The organism is Pseudomonas sp. PA-6-3C (assembly GCF_021605825.1).
Classification (GTDB): domain Bacteria; phylum Pseudomonadota; class Gammaproteobacteria; order Pseudomonadales; family Pseudomonadaceae; genus Aquipseudomonas; species Aquipseudomonas edaphica.
Window position 1 is genome coordinate 59,957 of the sequence record NZ_WKDV01000015.1, and the last position, 19,461, is coordinate 79,417.

General features: G+C 60.7%; 18 protein-coding genes and 2 pseudogenes. 8 read left to right on the top strand and 12 right to left on the bottom strand.

Annotated elements, in window-relative coordinates; genetic code table 11:
- Positions 1–37: 37 nt before the first annotated feature.
- The 7 genes from GIW48_RS12615 to rplU form a co-directional block, all read right to left on the bottom strand.
- Positions 38–1,141 (bottom strand): NADH:flavin oxidoreductase, encoded by a 1,104-nt coding sequence (locus GIW48_RS12615; RefSeq protein WP_236460468.1) that lies wholly within the window; start codon positions 1,139–1,141, stop codon positions 38–40.
- A gap of 165 nt (positions 1,142–1,306) precedes the next feature.
- Positions 1,307–1,789 carry a glutathione peroxidase gene (locus GIW48_RS12620; protein ID WP_236460470.1) on the bottom strand — a complete coding sequence of 161 codons (483 nt, stop codon included), beginning with the start codon at positions 1,787–1,789 and terminating at the stop codon, positions 1,307–1,309.
- 101 nt (positions 1,790–1,890) lie between these two features.
- Positions 1,891–2,355, bottom strand: coding sequence for a CreA family protein (locus GIW48_RS12625; protein ID WP_017137940.1), 465 nt, complete (start codon positions 2,353–2,355; stop codon positions 1,891–1,893).
- A gap of 16 nt (positions 2,356–2,371) precedes the next feature.
- Positions 2,372–3,490 (bottom strand): glutamate 5-kinase, encoded by a 1,119-nt coding sequence (gene proB / locus GIW48_RS12630; RefSeq protein WP_026013771.1) that lies wholly within the window; start codon positions 3,488–3,490, stop codon positions 2,372–2,374.
- A 109-nt stretch (positions 3,491–3,599) separates the two neighbouring features.
- Positions 3,600–4,823, bottom strand: a complete 1,224-nt coding sequence (cgtA, locus tag GIW48_RS12635; protein WP_016976186.1) for an Obg family GTPase CgtA — start codon at positions 4,821–4,823, stop codon at positions 3,600–3,602.
- A gap of 193 nt (positions 4,824–5,016) precedes the next feature.
- Positions 5,017–5,274: a 50S ribosomal protein L27 gene (gene rpmA, locus GIW48_RS12640; RefSeq protein WP_003176049.1), complete on the bottom strand. Its 258-nt coding sequence runs from the start codon at positions 5,272–5,274 to the stop codon at positions 5,017–5,019.
- Between the two features lie 34 nt (positions 5,275–5,308).
- Positions 5,309–5,623: a 50S ribosomal protein L21 gene (gene rplU / locus GIW48_RS12645; protein WP_007950961.1), complete on the bottom strand. Its 315-nt coding sequence runs from the start codon at positions 5,621–5,623 to the stop codon at positions 5,309–5,311.
- Positions 5,624–5,862: 239 nt separating this feature from the next.
- Between rplU and GIW48_RS12650 the strand changes: the two genes are divergently transcribed.
- The 3 genes from GIW48_RS12650 to GIW48_RS12660 all read left to right on the top strand — a co-directional run bounded on the left by GIW48_RS12650 (position 5,863) and on the right by GIW48_RS12660 (position 7,801).
- A complete protein-coding gene (locus GIW48_RS12650; protein WP_099549439.1) occupies positions 5,863–6,831 on the top strand; it encodes a polyprenyl synthetase family protein in 969 nt (322 codons plus the stop codon).
- Between the two features lie 211 nt (positions 6,832–7,042).
- A complete protein-coding gene (locus tag GIW48_RS12655) occupies positions 7,043–7,384 on the top strand; it encodes a zinc ribbon domain-containing protein YjdM (protein ID WP_003230858.1) in 342 nt (113 codons plus the stop codon).
- Positions 7,385–7,543: 159 nt separating this feature from the next.
- Positions 7,544–7,801 carry a PA4570 family protein gene (locus GIW48_RS12660; RefSeq protein WP_003194088.1) on the top strand — a complete coding sequence of 86 codons (258 nt, stop codon included), beginning with the start codon at positions 7,544–7,546 and terminating at the stop codon, positions 7,799–7,801.
- A gap of 191 nt (positions 7,802–7,992) precedes the next feature.
- Here GIW48_RS12660 and GIW48_RS12665 read toward each other — a convergent pair whose 3' ends face one another.
- Positions 7,993–8,610 carry an FKBP-type peptidyl-prolyl cis-trans isomerase gene (locus GIW48_RS12665; RefSeq protein WP_017137944.1) on the bottom strand — a complete coding sequence of 206 codons (618 nt, stop codon included), beginning with the start codon at positions 8,608–8,610 and terminating at the stop codon, positions 7,993–7,995.
- Positions 8,611–8,714: 104 nt separating this feature from the next.
- Positions 8,715–9,938 (bottom strand): OprD family porin, encoded by a 1,224-nt coding sequence (locus tag GIW48_RS12670; RefSeq protein ID WP_170040504.1) that lies wholly within the window; start codon positions 9,936–9,938, stop codon positions 8,715–8,717.
- Between the two features lie 185 nt (positions 9,939–10,123).
- On the opposite strand from GIW48_RS12670, the gene GIW48_RS12675 reads away from it, so the two are divergent.
- The 5 genes and pseudogenes from GIW48_RS12675 to GIW48_RS29870 all read left to right on the top strand — a co-directional run.
- Positions 10,124–11,020, top strand: coding sequence for a LysR family transcriptional regulator (locus GIW48_RS12675; RefSeq protein ID WP_170040502.1), 897 nt, complete (start codon positions 10,124–10,126; stop codon positions 11,018–11,020).
- A gap of 109 nt (positions 11,021–11,129) precedes the next feature.
- Positions 11,130–12,557 (top strand): YfcC family protein, encoded by a 1,428-nt coding sequence (locus GIW48_RS12680; RefSeq protein WP_236447460.1) that lies wholly within the window; start codon positions 11,130–11,132, stop codon positions 12,555–12,557.
- A gap of 19 nt (positions 12,558–12,576) precedes the next feature.
- Complete coding sequence (locus GIW48_RS12685) at positions 12,577–14,403, top strand: CocE/NonD family hydrolase (protein WP_138451941.1); 1,827 nt, start codon at positions 12,577–12,579, stop codon at positions 14,401–14,403.
- 186 nt (positions 14,404–14,589) lie between these two features.
- Positions 14,590–15,606: pseudogene (locus GIW48_RS29865) on the top strand (methyl-accepting chemotaxis protein); the annotation flags it as partial.
- Between the two features lie 309 nt (positions 15,607–15,915).
- Positions 15,916–16,509 (top strand): annotated as a pseudogene (locus GIW48_RS29870) (methyl-accepting chemotaxis protein); the annotation flags it as partial.
- Between the two features lie 204 nt (positions 16,510–16,713).
- Here the strand turns inward: GIW48_RS29870 and GIW48_RS12695 are convergent.
- The 3 genes from GIW48_RS12695 to GIW48_RS12705 are packed head-to-tail and all read right to left on the bottom strand — an operon-like array spanning position 16,714 to position 19,437.
- Positions 16,714–17,082, bottom strand: coding sequence for a glyoxalase superfamily protein (locus GIW48_RS12695; protein WP_236460472.1), 369 nt, complete (start codon positions 17,080–17,082; stop codon positions 16,714–16,716).
- Between the two features lie 29 nt (positions 17,083–17,111).
- Positions 17,112–18,575, bottom strand: coding sequence for an N-acyl-D-amino-acid deacylase family protein (locus tag GIW48_RS12700; protein WP_236460474.1), 1,464 nt, complete (start codon positions 18,573–18,575; stop codon positions 17,112–17,114).
- Between the two features lies 1 nt (position 18,576).
- Positions 18,577–19,437, bottom strand: a complete 861-nt coding sequence (locus GIW48_RS12705; RefSeq protein ID WP_017137948.1) for a MurR/RpiR family transcriptional regulator — start codon at positions 19,435–19,437, stop codon at positions 18,577–18,579.
- Positions 19,438–19,461 lie beyond the last annotated feature (24 nt).

Below are 19,461 nucleotides of genomic sequence, written 5' to 3' on the forward strand. Positions count from 1 at the left end.
GGAGCCGGGCTTGCCCGCGATGGCGTCGGAGCAGACGCTACACCAGGCTGGTTAACGCCTCACGACTGAACGGCAGAATGTCGCCCTCACGACCTTCGCGCACCTTCACGGCCCAATCCGGGTCCACCAGCAGGGCACGGCCCACCGCGACCAGATCAAACTCGTCGTTGTTCAGACGTTCCAGCAGCTTTTCCAGGCTGGCCGGTTGGGCGACCTTGTCGGTGTTGACCATGAACTGCAGGAACTCGCCGTCCAGACCCACACTACCGACAGTGATGGTCGGCTTGCCGGTGAGCTGGCGGGTCCAGCCGGCCAGGTTGAGGTCGGAGCCTTCGAATTCCGGTTCCCAGAACCGACGCGTGGAGCAGTGGAAAATGTCCACACCGGCGTCGGATAACGGCTTAAGAAACTCACCCAGCGCCTCGGGGGTTTGCACCAGGCGTGCGGTGTAGTCCTGCTGCTTCCATTGAGAGAAGCGCAAGATGATCGGGAAGTCCGGGCCGACGGCGGCGCGGGTGGCCTGGATCAATTCAATGGCAAAACGCGAACGGTTGGCCAGGCTGCCGCCGTATTCGTCAGTGCGCTGGTTGCTGCCCTCCCAGAAGAACTGATCGACCAGATAGCCGTGGGCGCCGTGGATCTCCACGCCATCCATGCCGATGCGCTGGGCATCCTTGGCGGCCTGGGCGAAGGCGTTGATCACGTCCTTGATGTCTTGTTGGGTCATGCCATGGACGACGACGTTGCCGTCCTTGAGTTTCTCCATCGGGCCGTAGGCCGGCACGCTGGCGTCAGGCTCGGTGCCGAAACGGCGCACGCTGCCCACGTGCCACAGCTGCGGGACGATCTTGCCGCCTTCGGCGTGTACCGCGTCCACCACCTTCTTCCAGCCGGCCAACGCGGCCTCACCATAAAAGTGCGGGACGTTCGGGTAGCCATTGGAGGCCTGATGGCCGACCACCGTGCCTTCGGTGATGATCAGGCCCACGCCCGCAGCGGCGCGGCGGCGGTAGTACTCGATGACTTTGGAATTGGGTACGCCACCCGGCGAGAACGAACGCGTCATCGGCGCCATGACCACACGGGTGGACAGTTGCAGTGCACCGAGCTGGAAAGGTTTGAACAAAGCCTGGACGGGCATGGGAGCACTCCACATAAGAGGGATTTATGATGTGGATAATATGGGCCGCGCAGCGTGCTGGGTAGCACTATTGATCTGGGTGATTAAGGGGTAAAAGTGATGAGGGTTTAGGGCTGCTGCGCAGCCCAGCGGGAGCAAGCTCCCTCGCCACAGTGCAGGAACGATTCAGCTCAGGGCTTTTTCGATGGCCTGTACGATCGTCGGATCATCCGGCGCCGTGCGCGGCGAGAATCGCGCCAGTACTCGCCCATCCTTGCCGAGCAGGAACTTCTCGAAATTCCAGGTGATATCCCCAGGAAACTCAGCGCCCTCGCCCGCCAGCAAGCGATACAGCTGATGGCGATCGTGACCATTGACGTCAAGCTTGCTGCCCAACGGAAAGGTCACGCCGTAGTTCAGGCTGCAGAACGCCTGGATTTCTTCCTCGGAGCCCGGTTCCTGGCCTGCAAACTGGTTGCACGGCAGGCCGAGAACGGTAAATCCTTGGCCCTTATACTGCTGGTAAAGGTTTTCCAGGGCGGCGTATTGCGGGGTCAAGCCACATTTGGAGGCCACGTTGACCACCAGCACCACTTGCCCCTTGAAGGGCGCCAGCGCCAGCTCTTGTCCGTCCAAAGCTTTGAGTTTCAGGTCGTGGAAAGCACTCATGACGAACTCCAGATATCCCATGTTCTTCGCGTTGCGGCTGTTCGAGATTACAGACCACAAGCCTGCAATCATAGACGCCGATTGAAAAACTCGCCCGCCGGTTACTGCGCGGTCGGCCAGGGCAAAATCGGAATCGCGGTGACCGCATTCTGCGGGCTGCCTTCGATCAGACGGTCGCTGTAGACCAGGTACACCAAGGTATTGCGCTTCTTGTCGAGGAAGCGCACCACCTGCATGGTCTTGAACACCAGCGAGGTGCGCTCCTTGAACACCTCGTCGCCATCCTTGAGCTCGCCCTTGAAGTGAATCGGGCCAACCTGACGGCAGGCAATCGACGCTTCAGCGCGGTCTTCGGCCAGGCCCAGGCCGCCTTTGACGCCGCCGGTCTTGGCACGCGACAGGTAGCAGGTCACGCCGTCGACCTTGGGGTCATCAAACGCCTCGACCACAATACGGTCGTTGGGGCCGACAAACTTGAACACCGTCGACACCTGGCCGATTTCTTCGGCCGAGGCCAGCAACGGCATGGCCAGCAGCAGGCCGAGTAATCCTTTCATGACACGCATCGTGTATTTCCTTTATTCAGACCAGGATCAGGTTATCGCGGTGAACCAGTTCCGGTTCGGCCATGTAACCCAAGAGTCCGACAATCGCGTCGGACGATTGTCCAATAATCTTCTGTGCTTCAAGGGCGCTGTAGTTGGCCAGGCCACGGGCGATCTCGCGACCATCGGGCGCCACACACACCACCATCTCGCCACGGCGGAAGCTGCCCTGCACCAACTTGACGCCGACCGGCAGCAGGCTCTTGTTGCCCTGGGACAAGGCTGACACAGCACCGTCGTCCAGAACCAGCGTGCCACGGGTTTGCAGATGACCGGCCAGCCATTGTTTGCGCGCCGCGAGCATGCCGCGTTCCGGCGACAGCAGCGTACCGATGCGCTCACCGGCCTTGAGGCGATCCAGCACACGCTCCAGGCGCCCACCGACGATGATGGTGTGCGCGCCGGAACGTGCGGCCAGACGCGCCGCACGCAGTTTGGTCTGCATGCCGCCACGGCCCAATGCACCGCCGACACTGCCGGCCACGGCGTCCAGCGCCGGGTCATCGGCGCGCGCCTCATAAATAAGCTGGGCGTCGGGGTTGTTACGCGGGTCGGCGTCAAACATGCCGTCGCGGTCGGTGAGGATCACCAGCAGGTCGGCTTCCACCAGGTTGGCGACCAGCGCGGCCAGGGTATCGTTGTCGCCGAAGCGGATTTCGTCGGTGACCACCGTGTCGTTCTCGTTGATTACCGGGATGACCTTGAGCTCAACCAGTGCGCGCAGGGTGCTGCGAGCGTTGAGGTAACGTTTGCGGTCGGACAGGTCGTCGTGGGTCAGCAGGATCTGCGCTGTATGGCGGCCATGCTCGGCAAAGCTGGATTCCCAGGCTTGCACCAAGCCCATCTGGCCGATGGCGGCGGCGGCTTGCAGTTCGTGCATCGCGCTGGGTCGCGCGGTCCAGCCGAGGCGGCTCATCCCGGCGGCAACGGCCCCGGACGAGACCAACACCAACTCGACACCGGCCTCATGCAAGGCCACCATCTGCTCGACCCAGACGCTCATCGCTGCGCGATCCAGACCTTTGCCATCCGCCGTCAGCAGCGCACTTCCGATCTTTACGACCCAGCGCTGCGCACCTGTCACTTTGCTCCGCATCATCTTCAACCTTAGATTGAGGGCCCCGCGACCCAGCGCGGCCCATAACGTTATACCCGGATACCAAAACGCCGCTCCTGGGAGCGGCGTTTGAGTTTATCGCAACCTATCAGTCGCGCACGTAAATGATTTCCGGACCGTCTTCATCATCCACGTCTTCTTCGTCCCAATCGTCGTCGCCGATGTCATGGACCGACTTCACGCCGCTGCGGCGCAGGGCACGCTGGTCGTCCAGAGCTTGCAACTGGGCGCGGGCTTCGTCTTCGATCTGCTGGTCGAGTTCTGCCAGTTCTGCCTTGAATACCGGGTCGGCCGCCAGGCGGTCGGCGCGGTCTTCGAGGTAGCGCATGATGTCGCGGGTCAGGCGCTCGGTGCCTTCTTTGGCGATGGCCGAGATCACGTAGACCGGGCCTTCCCACTCCAGGCGATCAACGATCTCCTTGACGCGTTCTTCGTGCTCTTCTTCGAGGATCTGGTCGCACTTGTTCAGTACCAGCCAGCGGTCACGCTCGGCCAGGGCCGGGCTGAACTTGGTCAGCTCGCTGACGATCACTTCGGCGGCGTCTGGTGCGCTGGTGTCATCCAGCGGCGCCATGTCGACGAGATGCAACAGCAAACGGGTGCGCGACAAGTGCTTGAGGAAGCGAATCCCCAGGCCTGCACCGTCGGAAGCACCTTCGATCAAGCCAGGAATGTCGGCGATCACGAAGCTTTTCCAGCGGTCTACGCTGACCACGCCCAGGTTTGGCACCAGGGTGGTGAACGGGTAATCGGCGACTTTCGGCTTGGCGGCCGAGACCGAGCGGATGAAGGTACTTTTACCGGCGTTCGGCAAGCCCAACAGGCCCACGTCCGCCAGTACTTTCATCTCCAGCTTCAGGTCACGCTGCTCGCCCGGCTTGCCCGGCGTGGTCTGGCGTGGCGCGCGGTTGGTACTGGACTTGAATCGGGTGTTACCCAGACCGTGCCAGCCGCCCTGCACAACCATCAGCTTCTGGCCGGCCTTGGTCAGGTCGCCAATCACTTCCTGGGTCGCGGAATCGATGATCGTGGTGCCGACCGGTACGCGCAGTACCAGGTCTTCGCCTTTTTTACCGGTGCAGTCGGTGCTGCCGCCGTTGGAGCCACGCTCGGCATCGAAGTGCCGGGTGTAACGGTAGTCGACCAGGGTGTTGAGGTTTTCGTCGGCCATCATGTAGATGGAACCGCCGTCACCGCCGTCACCGCCGTTTGGACCACCGTTTTCGATGAACTTTTCGCGACGGAAACTCATGCAACCGTTACCGCCGTCGCCTGCTTTTACTCGGATGGAAACTTCATCAACGAACTTCATAACAAAACGCCTCTCGTCGCACGGACGAGCTTAAGAAACCAAGACATAAGACTCTTGCAAAAATGAGCGCAGCGACCTCAGAAAACGACCGCACATCCAGCGCCTGAGCCCATCACAAACAGCTTTGCAAGAGACTCACTCCACAAACGAAAAAGCCCCGTCGCGAGACAGGGCTTTTCCAGCGATCGCGCAATTAAGCGGCGACAACGCTCACGTAACGGCGGTTGAACGCGCCTTTTACTTCAAACTTGATCACGCCTTCGATTTTAGCGAAGAGGGTGTGATCTTTACCCATGCCAACACCGTAACCGGCGTGGAATTGGGTGCCGCGCTGACGCACGATGATGTTGCCCGGAATGATTTTCTGGCCGCCATACATCTTAACGCCAAGGCGTTTGGCTTCTGAGTCGCGACCGTTACGGGTACTACCACCAGCTTTTTTGTGTGCCATGAGTCAATTCTCCTAGTGAGGAATTAGGCTGAAATTAAGCCTGAATACCGGTGATTTTGATCTCGGTGTACCACTGGCGGTGGCCCATACGCTTCATGTGGTGCTTACGACGACGGAACTTGATGATGCGGACTTTATCGTGACGACCTTGGGAGATCACTTCAGCCACAACGGTAGCGCCAGCAACAACTGGAGCGCCGATGTTCACGTCATCGCCATTAGCGACCAACAGAACGCGATCAAAGGTAACGGATTCGCCAGTAGCGACTTCCAGTTTTTCGATCTTCAGGTATTCACCTGGGGCGACCTTGTATTGCTTGCCACCAGTAACAATTACTGCGTACGACATGGTATTTCTCCGATAATCCTGCTCACCCAGCGCTTTATAAGAAAAGGTATTGGCTGGCATGGCTGCATGGGATGGACGTCCCGAATGCAATTGCGTAAGGCAGGTGCTGCCCAGGAAGTTCAGGGTGCGCGATTGTACGCAAGGTAAATGGGTGATGCAAGGGGCCGTCTATCGCGCCTTGACACTGCCGGGTCAGGGTCCTAGCATGCCGCGCAACCCTTCTGGAGCGACTGTCGCTGATGCAACCCCAAGCTTTCTACCGCGCGGTCGCGGACGATTTTAGCGCCGTCGACGGCATCATCAAGCAGCAGCTCACGTCTAAAGTGCCGCTGGTCTCCAAAATTGGCGACTACATTACGTCGGCGGGCGGTAAACGCCTGCGACCTTTATTAGTGTTGCTGTGTGGCAAGGCTCTGGGCCGCGAAGGCGATGACCTGCGCCTGCTGGCCGCGACCATCGAATTCCTGCACACCGCGACCCTGCTGCATGACGACGTGGTCGACATGTCCGGCATGCGCCGTGGCCGCGAGACGGCCAATGCGATGTGGGGCAATGCCCCCAGCGTATTGGTGGGCGACTTCCTGTATTCGCGCTCGTTTGAAATGATGGTCGAACTGGGCTCGATGCCGGTGATGAAGATTCTTTCACAAGCCACGCGCATCATCGCCGAAGGCGAAGTACTGCAGCTGTCCAAGGTCCGCGACGCCAGCACCACTGAAGAAACCTACATGGAAGTGATTCGCGGCAAAACCGCGATGCTCTTCGAAGCCTCGACCCACAGCGCCGCCGTCCTGTGTGGCGCAACGACCGAACAGGCCGAAGCCCTGCGCACCTTTGGTGATCACCTGGGCGTGGCGTTCCAACTGGTGGACGACCTGCTCGACTACCGTGGCGACGCCGAAACCCTGGGCAAGAACGTCGGTGACGACCTGGCCGAGGGCAAGCCGACCTTGCCGTTGATCTACACCATGCGCGAAGGCACGCCGGAACAGGCCGCTCTGGTGCGCAAGGCGATCCAGAAAGGCGGGATTGAAGACCTCGAAGCTATCCGTGCAGCGGTAGAAGCCTCGGGTTCCCTGGAGTACACCGCGCAGTTGGCGCGTGACTATGCGGCCCGTGCCATCCAGTGCCTGGAAGCCCTGCCACCCAGCGAGTACCGGGATGCCCTGGTTGAGCTGAGTGAGTTTGCGGTAGCCCGCACGCACTGAGCAATATCTGCGAGCGCAGGCTTGTGTGGGAGCTGGCTTGTGTGGGAGCTGGCTTGCCTGCGATAGCATCACCTCGGTATAGCTGACACACCGCGGTGCCTGCATCGCGGGCAAGCCCGGCTCCCACAAGGTTCCGAGGCGCCCACCCCAACCTGCAATAAACCCTATATAATGTGCGACTTTTAGCCATCCTGACTTTCAAGGAGCTTTAGTGAGCACGTTGCCACCCTGCCCGAAATGCAATTCCGAGTACACCTACGAAGACGGCGCCCAGCTGATCTGCCCGGAATGCGCCCATGAGTGGTCCGCCAATGGCGAGGCCGAAGTGGCGGGCGACGAAACCGTGAAGAAAGACTCTGTGGGCAATGTCCTGCAAGACGGCGACACCATCACCGTGATCAAGGACCTCAAGGTCAAGGGCACGTCCCTGGTGGTCAAGGTCGGCACCAAGGTCAAGAACATCCGCCTGTGCGACGGCGATCACGATATCGATTGCAAGATCGACGGTATCGGCCCGATGAAACTCAAGTCCGAGTTCGTGCGCAAAGTCTGAACCTGCTGCTTCCATCCCGCGCCAGCCGCGGGATGGCGTTTTGCCCTCTGCGCTGACCTGCCTCAACATCCACACAGAAAAACCAGGAAACCGCCAATAGGCACTTGCTATTCCACGAATAAGAATTATTCTCATTGAAACCCATCAAGGAGAACGACCATGACTTATTTGATAGATGCCTGGCTGGACCGCCCACACCCATACCTGCGGATCCTGCATCGGGAAACCGGCGAAGTCTGTGCGGTGCTGGAAGAAGAAGCGCTGAATGAACTGCAGGATCAAGGCGACCTGGACGTCAACGGCCTGAGTTCCAGTGAACCTGGGGTGCTGAAGGAGGTGGTGCGTAATCTGTTTCTGTTCTGCTATGCCCGAGCGTTGCGCCCGGCGACAGAGCTCAATGGCAAGTTCCATCCATGAACCACCGCGCAAAACCTGAATGCACCGGCTCTATGTGGGAGCTGGATCTGTTGTGGCGAGGGAGCTTGCTCCCGCTCGGCTGCGCAGCAGTCGCAGGCCTTTAGGGGCGCTTCGCACCCCAGCGCAAGCAAGCTTGCTCGCCACATCAATCCCGGCTCCCACATAGGACCCGGCGCAACCATCAACAGGTCTTACAGAACGTCGAGCAACTCAACGTCGAACACCAGAACGCTGTGCGGCGGAATGCTGCCAACGCCTTGAGCGCCGTAAGCCAGTTCGCTCGGCACGTACAGACGCCATTTGCTGCCGGCATTCATCAGTTGCAGGGCTTCGGTCCAGCCGGCGATCACGCCGCCAACCGGGAATTCTGCAGGCTGGCCGCGCTCGTAGGAGCTGTCGAACACAGTGCCGTCGATCAGGGTGCCGTGGTAGTGAGTACGCACTTGGTCTTCACGGGTCGGCTTGGCGCCGTCACCTGCAGTCAGCACTTCAAATTGCAGGCCGGAAGCCAGGGTGGTGATGCCATCACGCTTGGCGTTTTCAGCCAGGAACGCCAGGCCAGCGCCAGCAGCTGCTTCTGCCTTGGCAGCCGCTTCGGCTTGCATGATTTCACGGATCACTTTGAAGCTCGCCGCCATTTGCTCTTGGTCAACGCGGCTTGCTTTGCCGTCGAACGCGTCGGTCAGGCCGGCCAGGATGGCGTCGATGCTCACGCCCGGTGGCGGGTTGTCGCGCAGTTGGTCGCCCAACTGACGGCCGATACCGTAGCTGACGCGGGTTTCGTCGGTGGACAGATTAACTTCGGACATGAAGAGGCTCCGCTGTAGGACAGCACGGTTTCCCGCGCCATCCAAAACTAAAAGGGCCCGCAGACTAGCACACAAGCCCCGCCTCTGATCAGCCCCCTGCCCCACTACCAAAGCGCCAGGTCGTAGGTCAGATAAAGCCGATAGTTATCGCGGTCGCTGGCGTAGGTGGAACGATAGGTCGCTTTGCGCAACTCCACACCCAAGCCTTTGACGGTACCGTTCTGGATGACATAGCGCAGGTTAGTGTCCGACTCCCACTCCCGCGCCTCACGCCCTCTGTAATCACCGTTGCGCCCTTTGTAATAGCGGGTCATGAAACTCAGGCCCGGCAGCACGGCTTCAAAATCATAGTCGTAGCGCAGCATCCAGGTTTGCTCACCGGCCTGGATGAACTTGCCCACACCGGCGTTAGTGAAGGAATACACCGTCGAGACACTGGCATAAGGCAGCGCAGTGTCGCCGTTGACCTTCTGATAACCGACGCCCAGCGCCTGTGCGCCCAGGCGATAGGTGAACAACCCGCTGAACATGTCGCTGTCCACTTTGCCGTTGCGCGCCTCACCCGCATCGCTGCTGATGAAATAACGCAAATCACTGGTCAGCGTGCCGTTACCCACCGGCTGTTTATGCACAAGGCCAAAAAACTGCTGACGATAGAACTCACGCATTTCGCCGTAATACCAAGTGCCACTGAGCTGCGGCGTGAAGGCATAAGAGGCGCCGGCAAAATCGAAATCGCTGCCCTGTTTGCCGCTGTAGCCCTGGGGATAAATAGCCACGCTGTCGGTGGAGTTTCGCTGCTTGAATTTATCCAGATGCCCGGCATGCAGGTACAGGTTGCGAATACCGCTGTACTCCACCTGAGTGCCTTGAAAAGTCTGCGGCAGCAGGCGTCCGTCGTTATGCACCAGCACTGGAATCTTCGGCAGCAAGGTGCCGGTTTTCACCACGGCATCGCCCCAGCGCATCTTTGCGGTGACGCCCAGGCTGGAGAATTCACTGGCGGCATGGCCATCGTCATGCACCGGCAATAAACCCGTGCCGGCGTGAGTCGGGCTGGAGTCGAGCCGCAGCCCCGCCAACCCCAACGCGTCCAGACCAAACCCTAGCGTGCCTTCGGTATAGCCTGACTGCAGGTTGAGTAAAAAACCTTGCGCCCACTCTTTGCGATCCTCGCCGCCGTCGCGGTAATCGTCGTTGAAGTAGAAATTACGCAAGGTCAGGCGAGCCTTTGAATCCTCCCAGAACCCCTGGGCCAGGAGTACAGGCGACACACCTGCCAGCAGGCACGCCGAGGCCAATTTTCCTCGATTGAAAAGTTTATGCATCGCTGTTTCCTCTATGCCTTATTGTCGTTTTTTTATGGGCAGTTCCACCGCGCGACACACTGGACGGCACCTCGCGTTGGAGCGGACACTAACGGCTCGTCGAAAGCCCCACAACGTTATGCGAGATGCGCATCAGGCTATGCGCAAAGCACCGCCAGCCCCTCGCAACCGACAGGAAAATCACGGTGAATCTCAAGCAGCTCGAAGCCTTCAAGGCGATCATGTCCACCGGTTCGACCATCGGCGCAGCAACACGCATGGGCCTGTCGCAATCGGCCGTCAGCCGCCTGTTGAGTCAGCTGGAGGAGGCGTTGGGTTTCGTATTGTTTCTGCGCAAAAAAGGTCGCCTGATGGCCACCGCAGAAGCGGAAGAGTTACTGACCGAAGTCGCCGGCCTGGTAGACGGCATGCAGCGTATCCAACGCCTGGCAGACGAAATGCGCGTGGGCCGCTCGCGCAAAAGCCTGCTCAAGGTCGGGGTGCCCACCAGCATGACCCAAGAGCTTTTGCCACGGATCGTCGCGGAGTTTCTCAAGAGCCATGACGACATCGTGGTCGAGTTGCTGACCGGCTCTTACGACATGATCGAGCGCGCCGTACTCGACCGGTCCGCCGACCTGGGTTTTGTGCGCCTGCCAACGGAAATTCCCGACTTCGACATCGAGCCCGTGCTGCAAACCGAAGGCGTGTGCGTGATGCCCGCCGACCACCCACTGACTCGCCACGCCTGTATCGAGGTGCAGCACTTGCGCAATGTGCCGTTGGTGATGCTCGGCCGACAACGGGCTTTACGGGCTGAGTTGAACCAGGTGTTTCGCGCTGCCAACCTCACGCCGCAAGTGCGGGTCGAAGTGCATTCGGTAGGCGCGGCATGCAGCTTTGTCGCCGAAGGCCTGGGGGTGTCGATCGTCAACGGTTTGCTCGCCAGCCACTTCCTGCACCTGCCGATCGTGACCCGGCCTTTTCGCCCTGCACTGCCTTACACTTTCGGCCTGGCCTATCGCGCCAATGAGCCACGCCCACAGGTGGTCACAGCGTTTGCCGAGCATCTCAAGCAGCGCTTGAACGCACAAAACGCATAGCCCGACCCACCCTGCGCATAACGTTGTCGCCGCCAAAACTTTGCCCTAGTGTCCGCTCCACACGCGTCACTCCCCCATAACAACAACGGCAAACGCCGGGGCAGCCAGCATGAGCGAATCACAGAATTTCTCCACAGCGGCGGCGGTGGAAAAACCCACGCAACGCAAACAGATCAATCCGGCCATCATCCTGCTGAGCATCGTCTTGCTCGCCGTGGCCTTCACCTATGCGGTGAACTCGGGCAAGTTCGAGCGCCAGAACGGGCTGGTAGTGCCCGGCTCTTATCAGGTGCTGGAGAAACACGACAGCCTGGGCCAATTGTTCGCGCTGGAGCCACGCAAGGCTGGCGATACCGTGGCCCGCCCGGTGTCACTGGTCGAAGGTTTCATGGCCATCCCCCAAGGCATCGAGAAACGTGCAGCGCTGATCTTCATGGTGCTGTTCATCGGCGGCATGTTTGGCGTACTGAACAAGGCCGGGGTGATCGACGCCGGACTGGAGCGTTTACTGGGCCTGACCCGCGGCAACATCTACGTGCTGGTGCCGAGCCTGATGCTGGTGTTCTCGGCGGGCAGCACGTTCATGGGCCTGGCCAAGGAGTTTATTCTGATCGTGCCGCTGATGGTCGCCATGGCCAACCGGCTGGGGCTGTCGAACCTGATCGGGCTGGCTATCGTCGCGATCTCGGTGAAGATCGGCTACCTCGCCTCAATCTCTAATCCCGTGGCGCTGTCCGTCGCTCAGCCGATGGTCGGGCTGCCGATATTCAGCGGTTTAAGCATGCGCGTACTGGCTTACTGCAGCTTTCTGCTGGTGGGGATTGCCTTCGTGCTGTGGAGTATCCGCAAGCACGGTTTTGATGCGACAGCGCAGATTACGTTCGAACATAAACCCTTGCCCACGCGCCACTTGATCAACCTGACTGTGCTGCTGAGCGGCATCGGTTTTCTGGTCTACGCCTCCAACCGCTGGGGCTGGAAGTACCATGAGCTGTCGGCGTTTTACCTGTTGCTGACGGTGGCGTTCAGTGTGATTGCCGGGCTAGGTGCGAGTGTCGCCGCCAGTGCCTTTGTCGATGGCATGAAGAAGGTGCTGATTGCCGGCGTGCTGATCGGCCTGGCCACCGCCGTGGAAATCATCCTCAGTACCGGCCAAGTGCTCGACACCATCGTCCACACCCTGGCCAACCTGGTAGGCGACCACGGCCCGATTGTGTCGGCCTACGGCATGTTCTTCGCACAACTGGGGCTGGACGTGTTGATCCCGTCCACCTCGGGCCAGGCGGCGGTGACCATGCCGATCTTCGGCCCGCTGGGCCAACTCTCCGGCGTCAGCCCGCAGACCACTGTATTCGCGTTTCTGATGGGCAATGGCCTGACCAACATGATCACCCCAACCTCCAGTGGCCTGCTGGTGTTGCTGGCCACCGCCAATGTCGGTTGGGGCCAATGGGCGCGCTACATCCTGCCGCTGTTTCTGATCTACGCCGTACTGGCGATGGTGTTGCTGGCTATCGCGGTCACGAGCGGGTACTGAGTCAATGAGTGTTTTCCCCATGCAAACCCTGCACAACCACATGATCCCGATGCGCGACGGCATCCACCTGGCCACCGATATCTATTTGCCGACAGGCAGCTGCGGCCCTTTCCCGGTGGTCATTGAACGCACGCCCTACGACAAGAGCAAACCCTCTCGCTCGGAAAAACAACTCGACGGCCAGCACATCTCTCGAGAACAGATGGCGGCACGCTTTACCGACCAAGGCTTTGTCGCAATCTTTCAGGACTGCCGGGGCCGCTATGCCTCTGAAGGCGTGTTTACCAAATACACCGCTGAGGGCGAGGACGGTTTCGACACGCTTGCCTGGATCGTCCGCCAGCCGTGGTGCAACGGCAAGATCGGCAGCATGGGCCTGTCTTACGCCGCGCATACCCAACTGGCGATGGCCTGTCTGCACCCACCGGGCTTGAGCAGCATGGTGCTCGACAGCGGCGGCTTCGCCAACGCCTATCAGTGCGGGATTCGCCAGGGTGGCGCGTTCGAACTCAAGCAGGCCACCTGGGCCTTTCGCCAGGCCAAGGAAAGCCCAGCAGCCTTGGCCGATCCACAGGTTCGCCAAGCACTGGAGCAGGAAGATATCCATCATTGGTTTACGCGGATGCCCTGGCAACCCGGCCAGTCACCTTTGCGCCATGTGCCGGAATACGAGGCCTACGTGCTGGAGCAGTGGGCCAAGGGCACATTCAGTGAGTATTGGCGCACGTCCGGCATCTATGCCGAGGGCTACTATCGGCAACTGCCCGACATTCCAGTGTTGTTCATGTCCAGTTGGTATGACGCCTATGTCAGCTCCACCCTGGCCAACTACAGCGCCTTCAGGCAAAACACCTCGGCCCACCAGCGGCTGGTGATGGGGCCATGGCTGCACGGTGACCGCAATATCAGCCACAGCGGCGACGTCGAGTTCGGGCCGCAGGCAGCATTCGATGGCCAGGTCGATCAGAACTGGCTGAGCTGTCGCCTGGCGTGGTTCGAACAATCGCTCAAACCCTCGCCTCACGCGCCCAAGGCCAGCGTGCAGGTATTTCTGATGGGGGGCGGCAGCGGCCAACGTGACCCTGACGGCCGACTGCAACACGGCGGACGCTGGTTGCAATCGACGCAATGGCCGCTGCCAGGCAGCCGGGTGCAGACGCTCTACTTGACGGCTCAAGGGCAACTGAGCGGCACTGCACCAGACGCAACCGACGCGTGCTTGAGCTACCTCGCCGACCCGGCCTGTCCGGTCCCGACCCTCGGCGGTGCGCTGACCTCCGGCGCCCCCATCTTCGTGGGCGGCGCTTTCGACCAACGTGAGCGTGCCGACTTCTTCGGCACCCGTGGCGACAACCGCCCTCTGAGCGAGCGCAAAGATGTGCTGAGCTTCCTTACCGAGCCGCTCATTGAAGACTTGATTGTCGCAGGTGATGTACAGATCGAGTTATGGATAGACAGCGATGCACCCGACACTGACTTCACCGCCAAGCTGATCGACCTGTACCCGCCCAGTGCCGACTACCCCGATGGTTTTGCGATGAACATCACCGACGGCATCCGCCGTTGTCGCTATCGAGACTCCTGGGAGCAGCCGACGGCACTGACACCGGGCAAACGGGTAAAGGTCACGATCGAGCCCTTCGCCACCTGCAACCTGTTCAAGCGCGGCCATCGACTTCGCCTGGATATCGCCAGCAGCAACTTCCCCAGGTTTGACGTGAACCCCAACAGTGGTGAGCCTTCTGGCCAGGCCCACCATTCAAGGGTGGCACGCAACACTGTGCACCTGAGCGCGGGTGCCGCGTCTTGCCTCAGACTCACCGTGGTGCCCGCTACCGCACTATAAGCCAGCTGGGAGCCTGCTGAGAGCCTGCGGGGCCGCCGTTGCTGCCAGGCAACAGCGACCCTTCGTCGCACCCGTAAGAAATGTATTTCAGAATCATCGCCTGCCGCCGATACCCCCGTACAAACTTTGGCTGGCTCAAACAACAACACCGTCCAGCAGACACACATCATTCTTGCGGAGCATTCGATGAATAGCTGGTTCGGCAACATCAGCGTCAACCTCAAACTCGGCCTGGGCTTTGGCCTGGTGCTGGTCCTCACCTCGATCCTGGCCCTGACCGGCTGGACCAGCCTGGGCGGCTTGATTGACCGTAGCAACTGGATGAGCGACATCACCCAGCTCAACGCGTCCCTGACCAAGCTGCGCATCGTGCGCCTGCAATACATGCTCGCCAATGGCGACGAAGCCGTGGCACAGAACGTCCAGACCAGCCTCGACGCCTTCGCCGCCCAGCAACAGAAACTGCTGGACAGCTTCAAGAGCCCGGAAAACCGCAAGCTGCTCACCGAGCAGAAAGCCGTCATCACGGCTTACCAGCAGTCGCTGAACAAAATGCGTGAGGCCTACCGTAACGGCAATGCCGCGCGCCAAGTGATGGGCGACAAGGCCGATATCGCCAACGGGCAGATCGACGCACTGGAGACCGGCGTGCAGCAAGCGCCCGACAGCCCGGAACGCTTCACCCAGTACCAGGCCGTGACGCACGCCAAGGAAGAGTTCCACCTGGCGCGCTATGAAGTGCGCGGCTACACCAACTCCCCCAGCGCAGAAACCGAAGCCCGCGCCGCTGCACAAATCGAAAAAGCCATCGCCGGTTTGAAAAGCCTCAGCGCCGCGTTTGGCACCAGCCAACAAAGCGCACTGACGTCGCTGGAAACCGCACTCGGTGCCTATCGCAGCGCCGTACAGAGCTACAAGGCTGCCAACGCCAACATCGTCACTGCGCGCGCCGAAATGACCACCCAGGGTGCCGATATCGTCACCATCAGCGACAAGCTGTACGACATCCAGCTCGATCGCCGCGACGCCGAAAGCACCCAGGCCCGCAGCCTGCAATTGATCAGCACCTTGCTGGCGTTGCTGGTCGGCATCATCGCGGCGCTGGTCATTACCCGCCAGATCACCCGCCCGATCCAGGACACCCTGGCCGTGGTGGAACGCATCGCTTCCGGTGACCTGAGCCACAACATCCAGGTGACCCGCCGCGATGAACTCGGCGTATTACAGCAAGGTATCCAGCGCATGGGCACTACCCTGCGCGAGCTGATCAGCGGCATTCGTGACGGCGTAACCCAGATCGCCAGCGCAGCCGAAGAACTCTCGGCCGTGACCGAGCAGACCAGTGCCGGCGTGAACAGCCAGAAAATCGAAACCGATCAAGTCGCCACCGCGATGCATGAGATGACCGCCACCGTGCAGGAAGTCGCGCGCAACGCCGAGCAAGCGTCGCTGGCCGCCGCCGATGCCGATGGCCAAGCCCGCGCCGGCGACAAAGTAGTGGCCGAGGCCATCGCCCAGATCGAACGCCTGGCCGCCGAAGTGGCGCGCTCCACCGACGCCATGACGCACCTGCAACAAGAGAGCAACAAGATCGGCAGCGTGATGGACGTGATCAAGGCCGTGGCCGAGCAGACCAACCTGTTGGCGCTCAACGCGGCGATTGAAGCGGCGCGTGCCGGTGAAGCCGGTCGTGGTTTTGCCGTGGTGGCTGACGAAGTGCGCGGCCTGGCCCAGCGCACACAAAAATCCACCGAAGAAATCGAAGGCCTGGTCGCCGGTTTGCAGAACGGCACCCAGCAAGTGGCCACGGTGATGAATAACAGCCGCAGCCTCACCGACAGCAGCGTCGAGCTGACGCGCAAGGCCGGTGTGTCGCTGGAGAACATCACGCGTACCGTGTCGAATATCCAGTCGATGAACCAGCAGATTGCAGCGGCCGCCGAGCAGCAGAGCGCCGTGGCTGAAGAGATCAGCCGCAGCATTGTGAACGTGCGCGATGTGTCGGAGCAAACGGCTACTGCGAGCGATGAGACGGCTAAATCGAGCGTGGAACTGGCGCGTTTGGGCAGCCAGTTGCAGCAGATGGTCAGTCATTTCCGGGTGTAAAAACCCAACGCTGACTACGCACAAACTCTGTGGCGAGGGAGCTTGCTCCCGCTGGGTCGCGCAGCGGCCCCTACTGAAGTTGATCGAGATTTGACATCCGGAGCGCAGTGAATGCCTTGGGGCTGCTGCGCAGCCCAACGGGAGCAAGCTCCCTCGCCACAGGCAAACTTGGACATACTCGGCTTGCCTTGAGTCCCTTGGCTCTCAGCCCTCGCCTTCCTCAACAAACACCAGTCGATTCCCAAACGGGTCCTTGATGCTCATCTCCCGCGAGCCCCAAGGCGTTTCTTCAACCCCAGGCTTGGCATACCGGTAGTCCTTGGCCAGCAACTGCTGCTGGTAGCCGTCCACGCCTTGCGCCTGAATCCGCACCGCCGAGCCCGGCGAAGCATCGCCATGGTGCTCGGAAAAATGCAGCACGCACTCGCCCAGCGACACTTGCAGATACAACGGGAAATTCGCCTCGAAACGGTGCTGCCAGTCAACCTTGAACCCCAGGAAGTCGACGTAGAACTCCAACGCCTTGGCCTCGTCGAAGATCCGCAAAATCGGGGTGACTTTTCCTAAGTGCATGGCAACTGCTCCGTGTATGAAGGCACCCACTATAGGGACGAAAACCCGCCACGCAAATCCCCATTGCGCGCGAGGAACAGCCCCGGCCGTTGCCCATTGGCCTGCCCATCGCTATAGCTCAGCACGCCATTGACCCACACGCCATCAATCCCCTCGGCAGCGCGTTGCGGTTCTTTGAAATCCGCCACATCACGCACGCGCAACGGGTCGAACAACACCAGGTCGGCCCAGTGCCCTTCACGAATTTCTCCACGCTCGGCCAGCCCAAAACGCGCCGCCGACAACCCGGTCATCTTGTGCACCGCCGTGTGCAGTGGAAACAACCCCACATCCCGGCTGAAGAGCCCCAGCACCCGTGGAAATGCGCCCCACAAACGTGGATGGGGAAACGGGTCTTCCGGCAAACCATCCGAACCCACCATCGACAACGGATGCGCAAGAATACGCCGTACATCCGCCTCATCCATCCCGTAGTACACGGCCCCTGCCGGTTGCAGGCGACGTGCCGCATCCATCAGCGAAACCTCCCACTGCGCCGCGATGTCCTGCAAGTCGCGCCCGCCGACCTCCGGGTGCGGTGTTGACCAGGTAATAGTGATACGAAACGCGTCGGTGACCTGCTTCAAATCCAGCGTCGACGAGCTGGCGGCATAGGGATAGCAATCACACCCGACCGGATGGGTTTGCGCTGCCAATTCCAACGATGCCAACAGTTGCGGACTGCGCCCCCAATTGCCCGCACCGGCGCACTTGAGGTGGGAAATGATCACCGGTGCCTGCGCATGTCGGCCAATCACAAACGCCTCGTCCATCGCCTCCAGTACCGGTTCGAATTCGCTGCGCAAATGCGTGGTGTACACCGCACCAAACGCCGTGAGTTCTTCACTGAGCTGCAGCACTTCATCGGTCTCGGCATTAAACGCGCTGGCGTAGGCCAGGCCTGTGGATAAACCGAGGGCACCCGCCTGCAGACTCTCCTGCAACTGCACACGCATGGCGGCAATTTCACTGGGCGTGGCGGTGCGGTGCAGGTCGTCCATATGGTTGCTGCGCAAGGCGGTGTGGCCGATCAAAGCGGCAACGTTGACTGCCGGATGAGCACTTTCCACGGCAGCACGATAGTCGGCAAAACGTGGATAAGCGAATGCCTCACGCGCCCCCAGCAGGTTCATCGGGTCCGGTGGGTCGCTACGTAAACTCACCGGCGATGCGCTGATGCCGCAGTTGCCGACAATCACTGTGGTCACGCCCTGGCTGAGCTTGGGCAGCATCTGCGGGTGGCGGATCACCACCGTGTCATCGTGGGTGTGCACGTCGATAAAACCCGGCGCCAACACGCGGCCACTGGCGTCGACTTCATGCTCGCCGGTTGCGCTCGACAAGTCGCCGATCGTCTCGATGCGCCCGGCGCGCAGCCCCACATCGGCGACATAGCCCGGCGTGTTGCTGCCATCAATGATCAGCGCCTGGCGGATCAGCGTGTCGTACTTCATATCAGTCTCCAAGCGGCAGGCTGTCAGGACCGCCGCGATAATCGTCGAGGGCCAGCTTGATCCGGCGCAGGCGTTCCTGGTTGTCGTCCGGCAGGGCCAGCGCCAGTTCGGTGGCGAGCAGGTCGATGGCCAACAGCATGCCGTAGCGCGCCGCGGTGGGCTTGTAGATAAAACTGGTTTCGGCCGGTTGCAGCGGCAGTAATACATCCGCCAATTCGGCCAGGGGTGAGTCGGCCAGGGTGATGGCGATGATGGGGGCATCGTAGCTACGCGCAAGCTTCACGACGTCCAACAGTTCTGGCGTCAGCCCGGTGAGCGAGCACACGATCAGCGCCTGCTCCGGGCCTAAAGTGGCCGCCGTGACCCGCATCATCACCGGGTCATGGCTGGCGGCAATCGGGTAGCCCAGGCGTACCAGGCGCACCTGCAATTCGTCACTGCACAGGCTCGATGGGCCGCCCATGCCAAACGCGTGAATCATCCGCGCCTTGCCCAACAGGCTGACCGCATCAACAAAACTGGCCTGGTTAAACCCCGACAGGTGCTGACGCAACGTCGCTTCGATATCCCCCAGAATCTGCCGGTGAAAGGCCGACTGCTCCGGCAACCCGGCCGGGTCCAGAAAACGACTGCCCACGCCACTGGCCTGGGCCAATTGCAGGCGCAAATCACGTAAATCGCGGCAACCGACACTGCGAGCAAAACGCGACAAAGTTGCCGTGCTGACCTCGGCCCGTTGCGACAACGCTTCCAGGCTGGCCGACGCGGCAAAGCCCACGTCATCGAGCATCAGCTTGGCGATACGGCCTTCACCGGCGCTGAACGAATCCTGACGGGCGCGGATCTGGTAGAGGATGTCCATGGCGGCTCCGGGTTACACAATGGG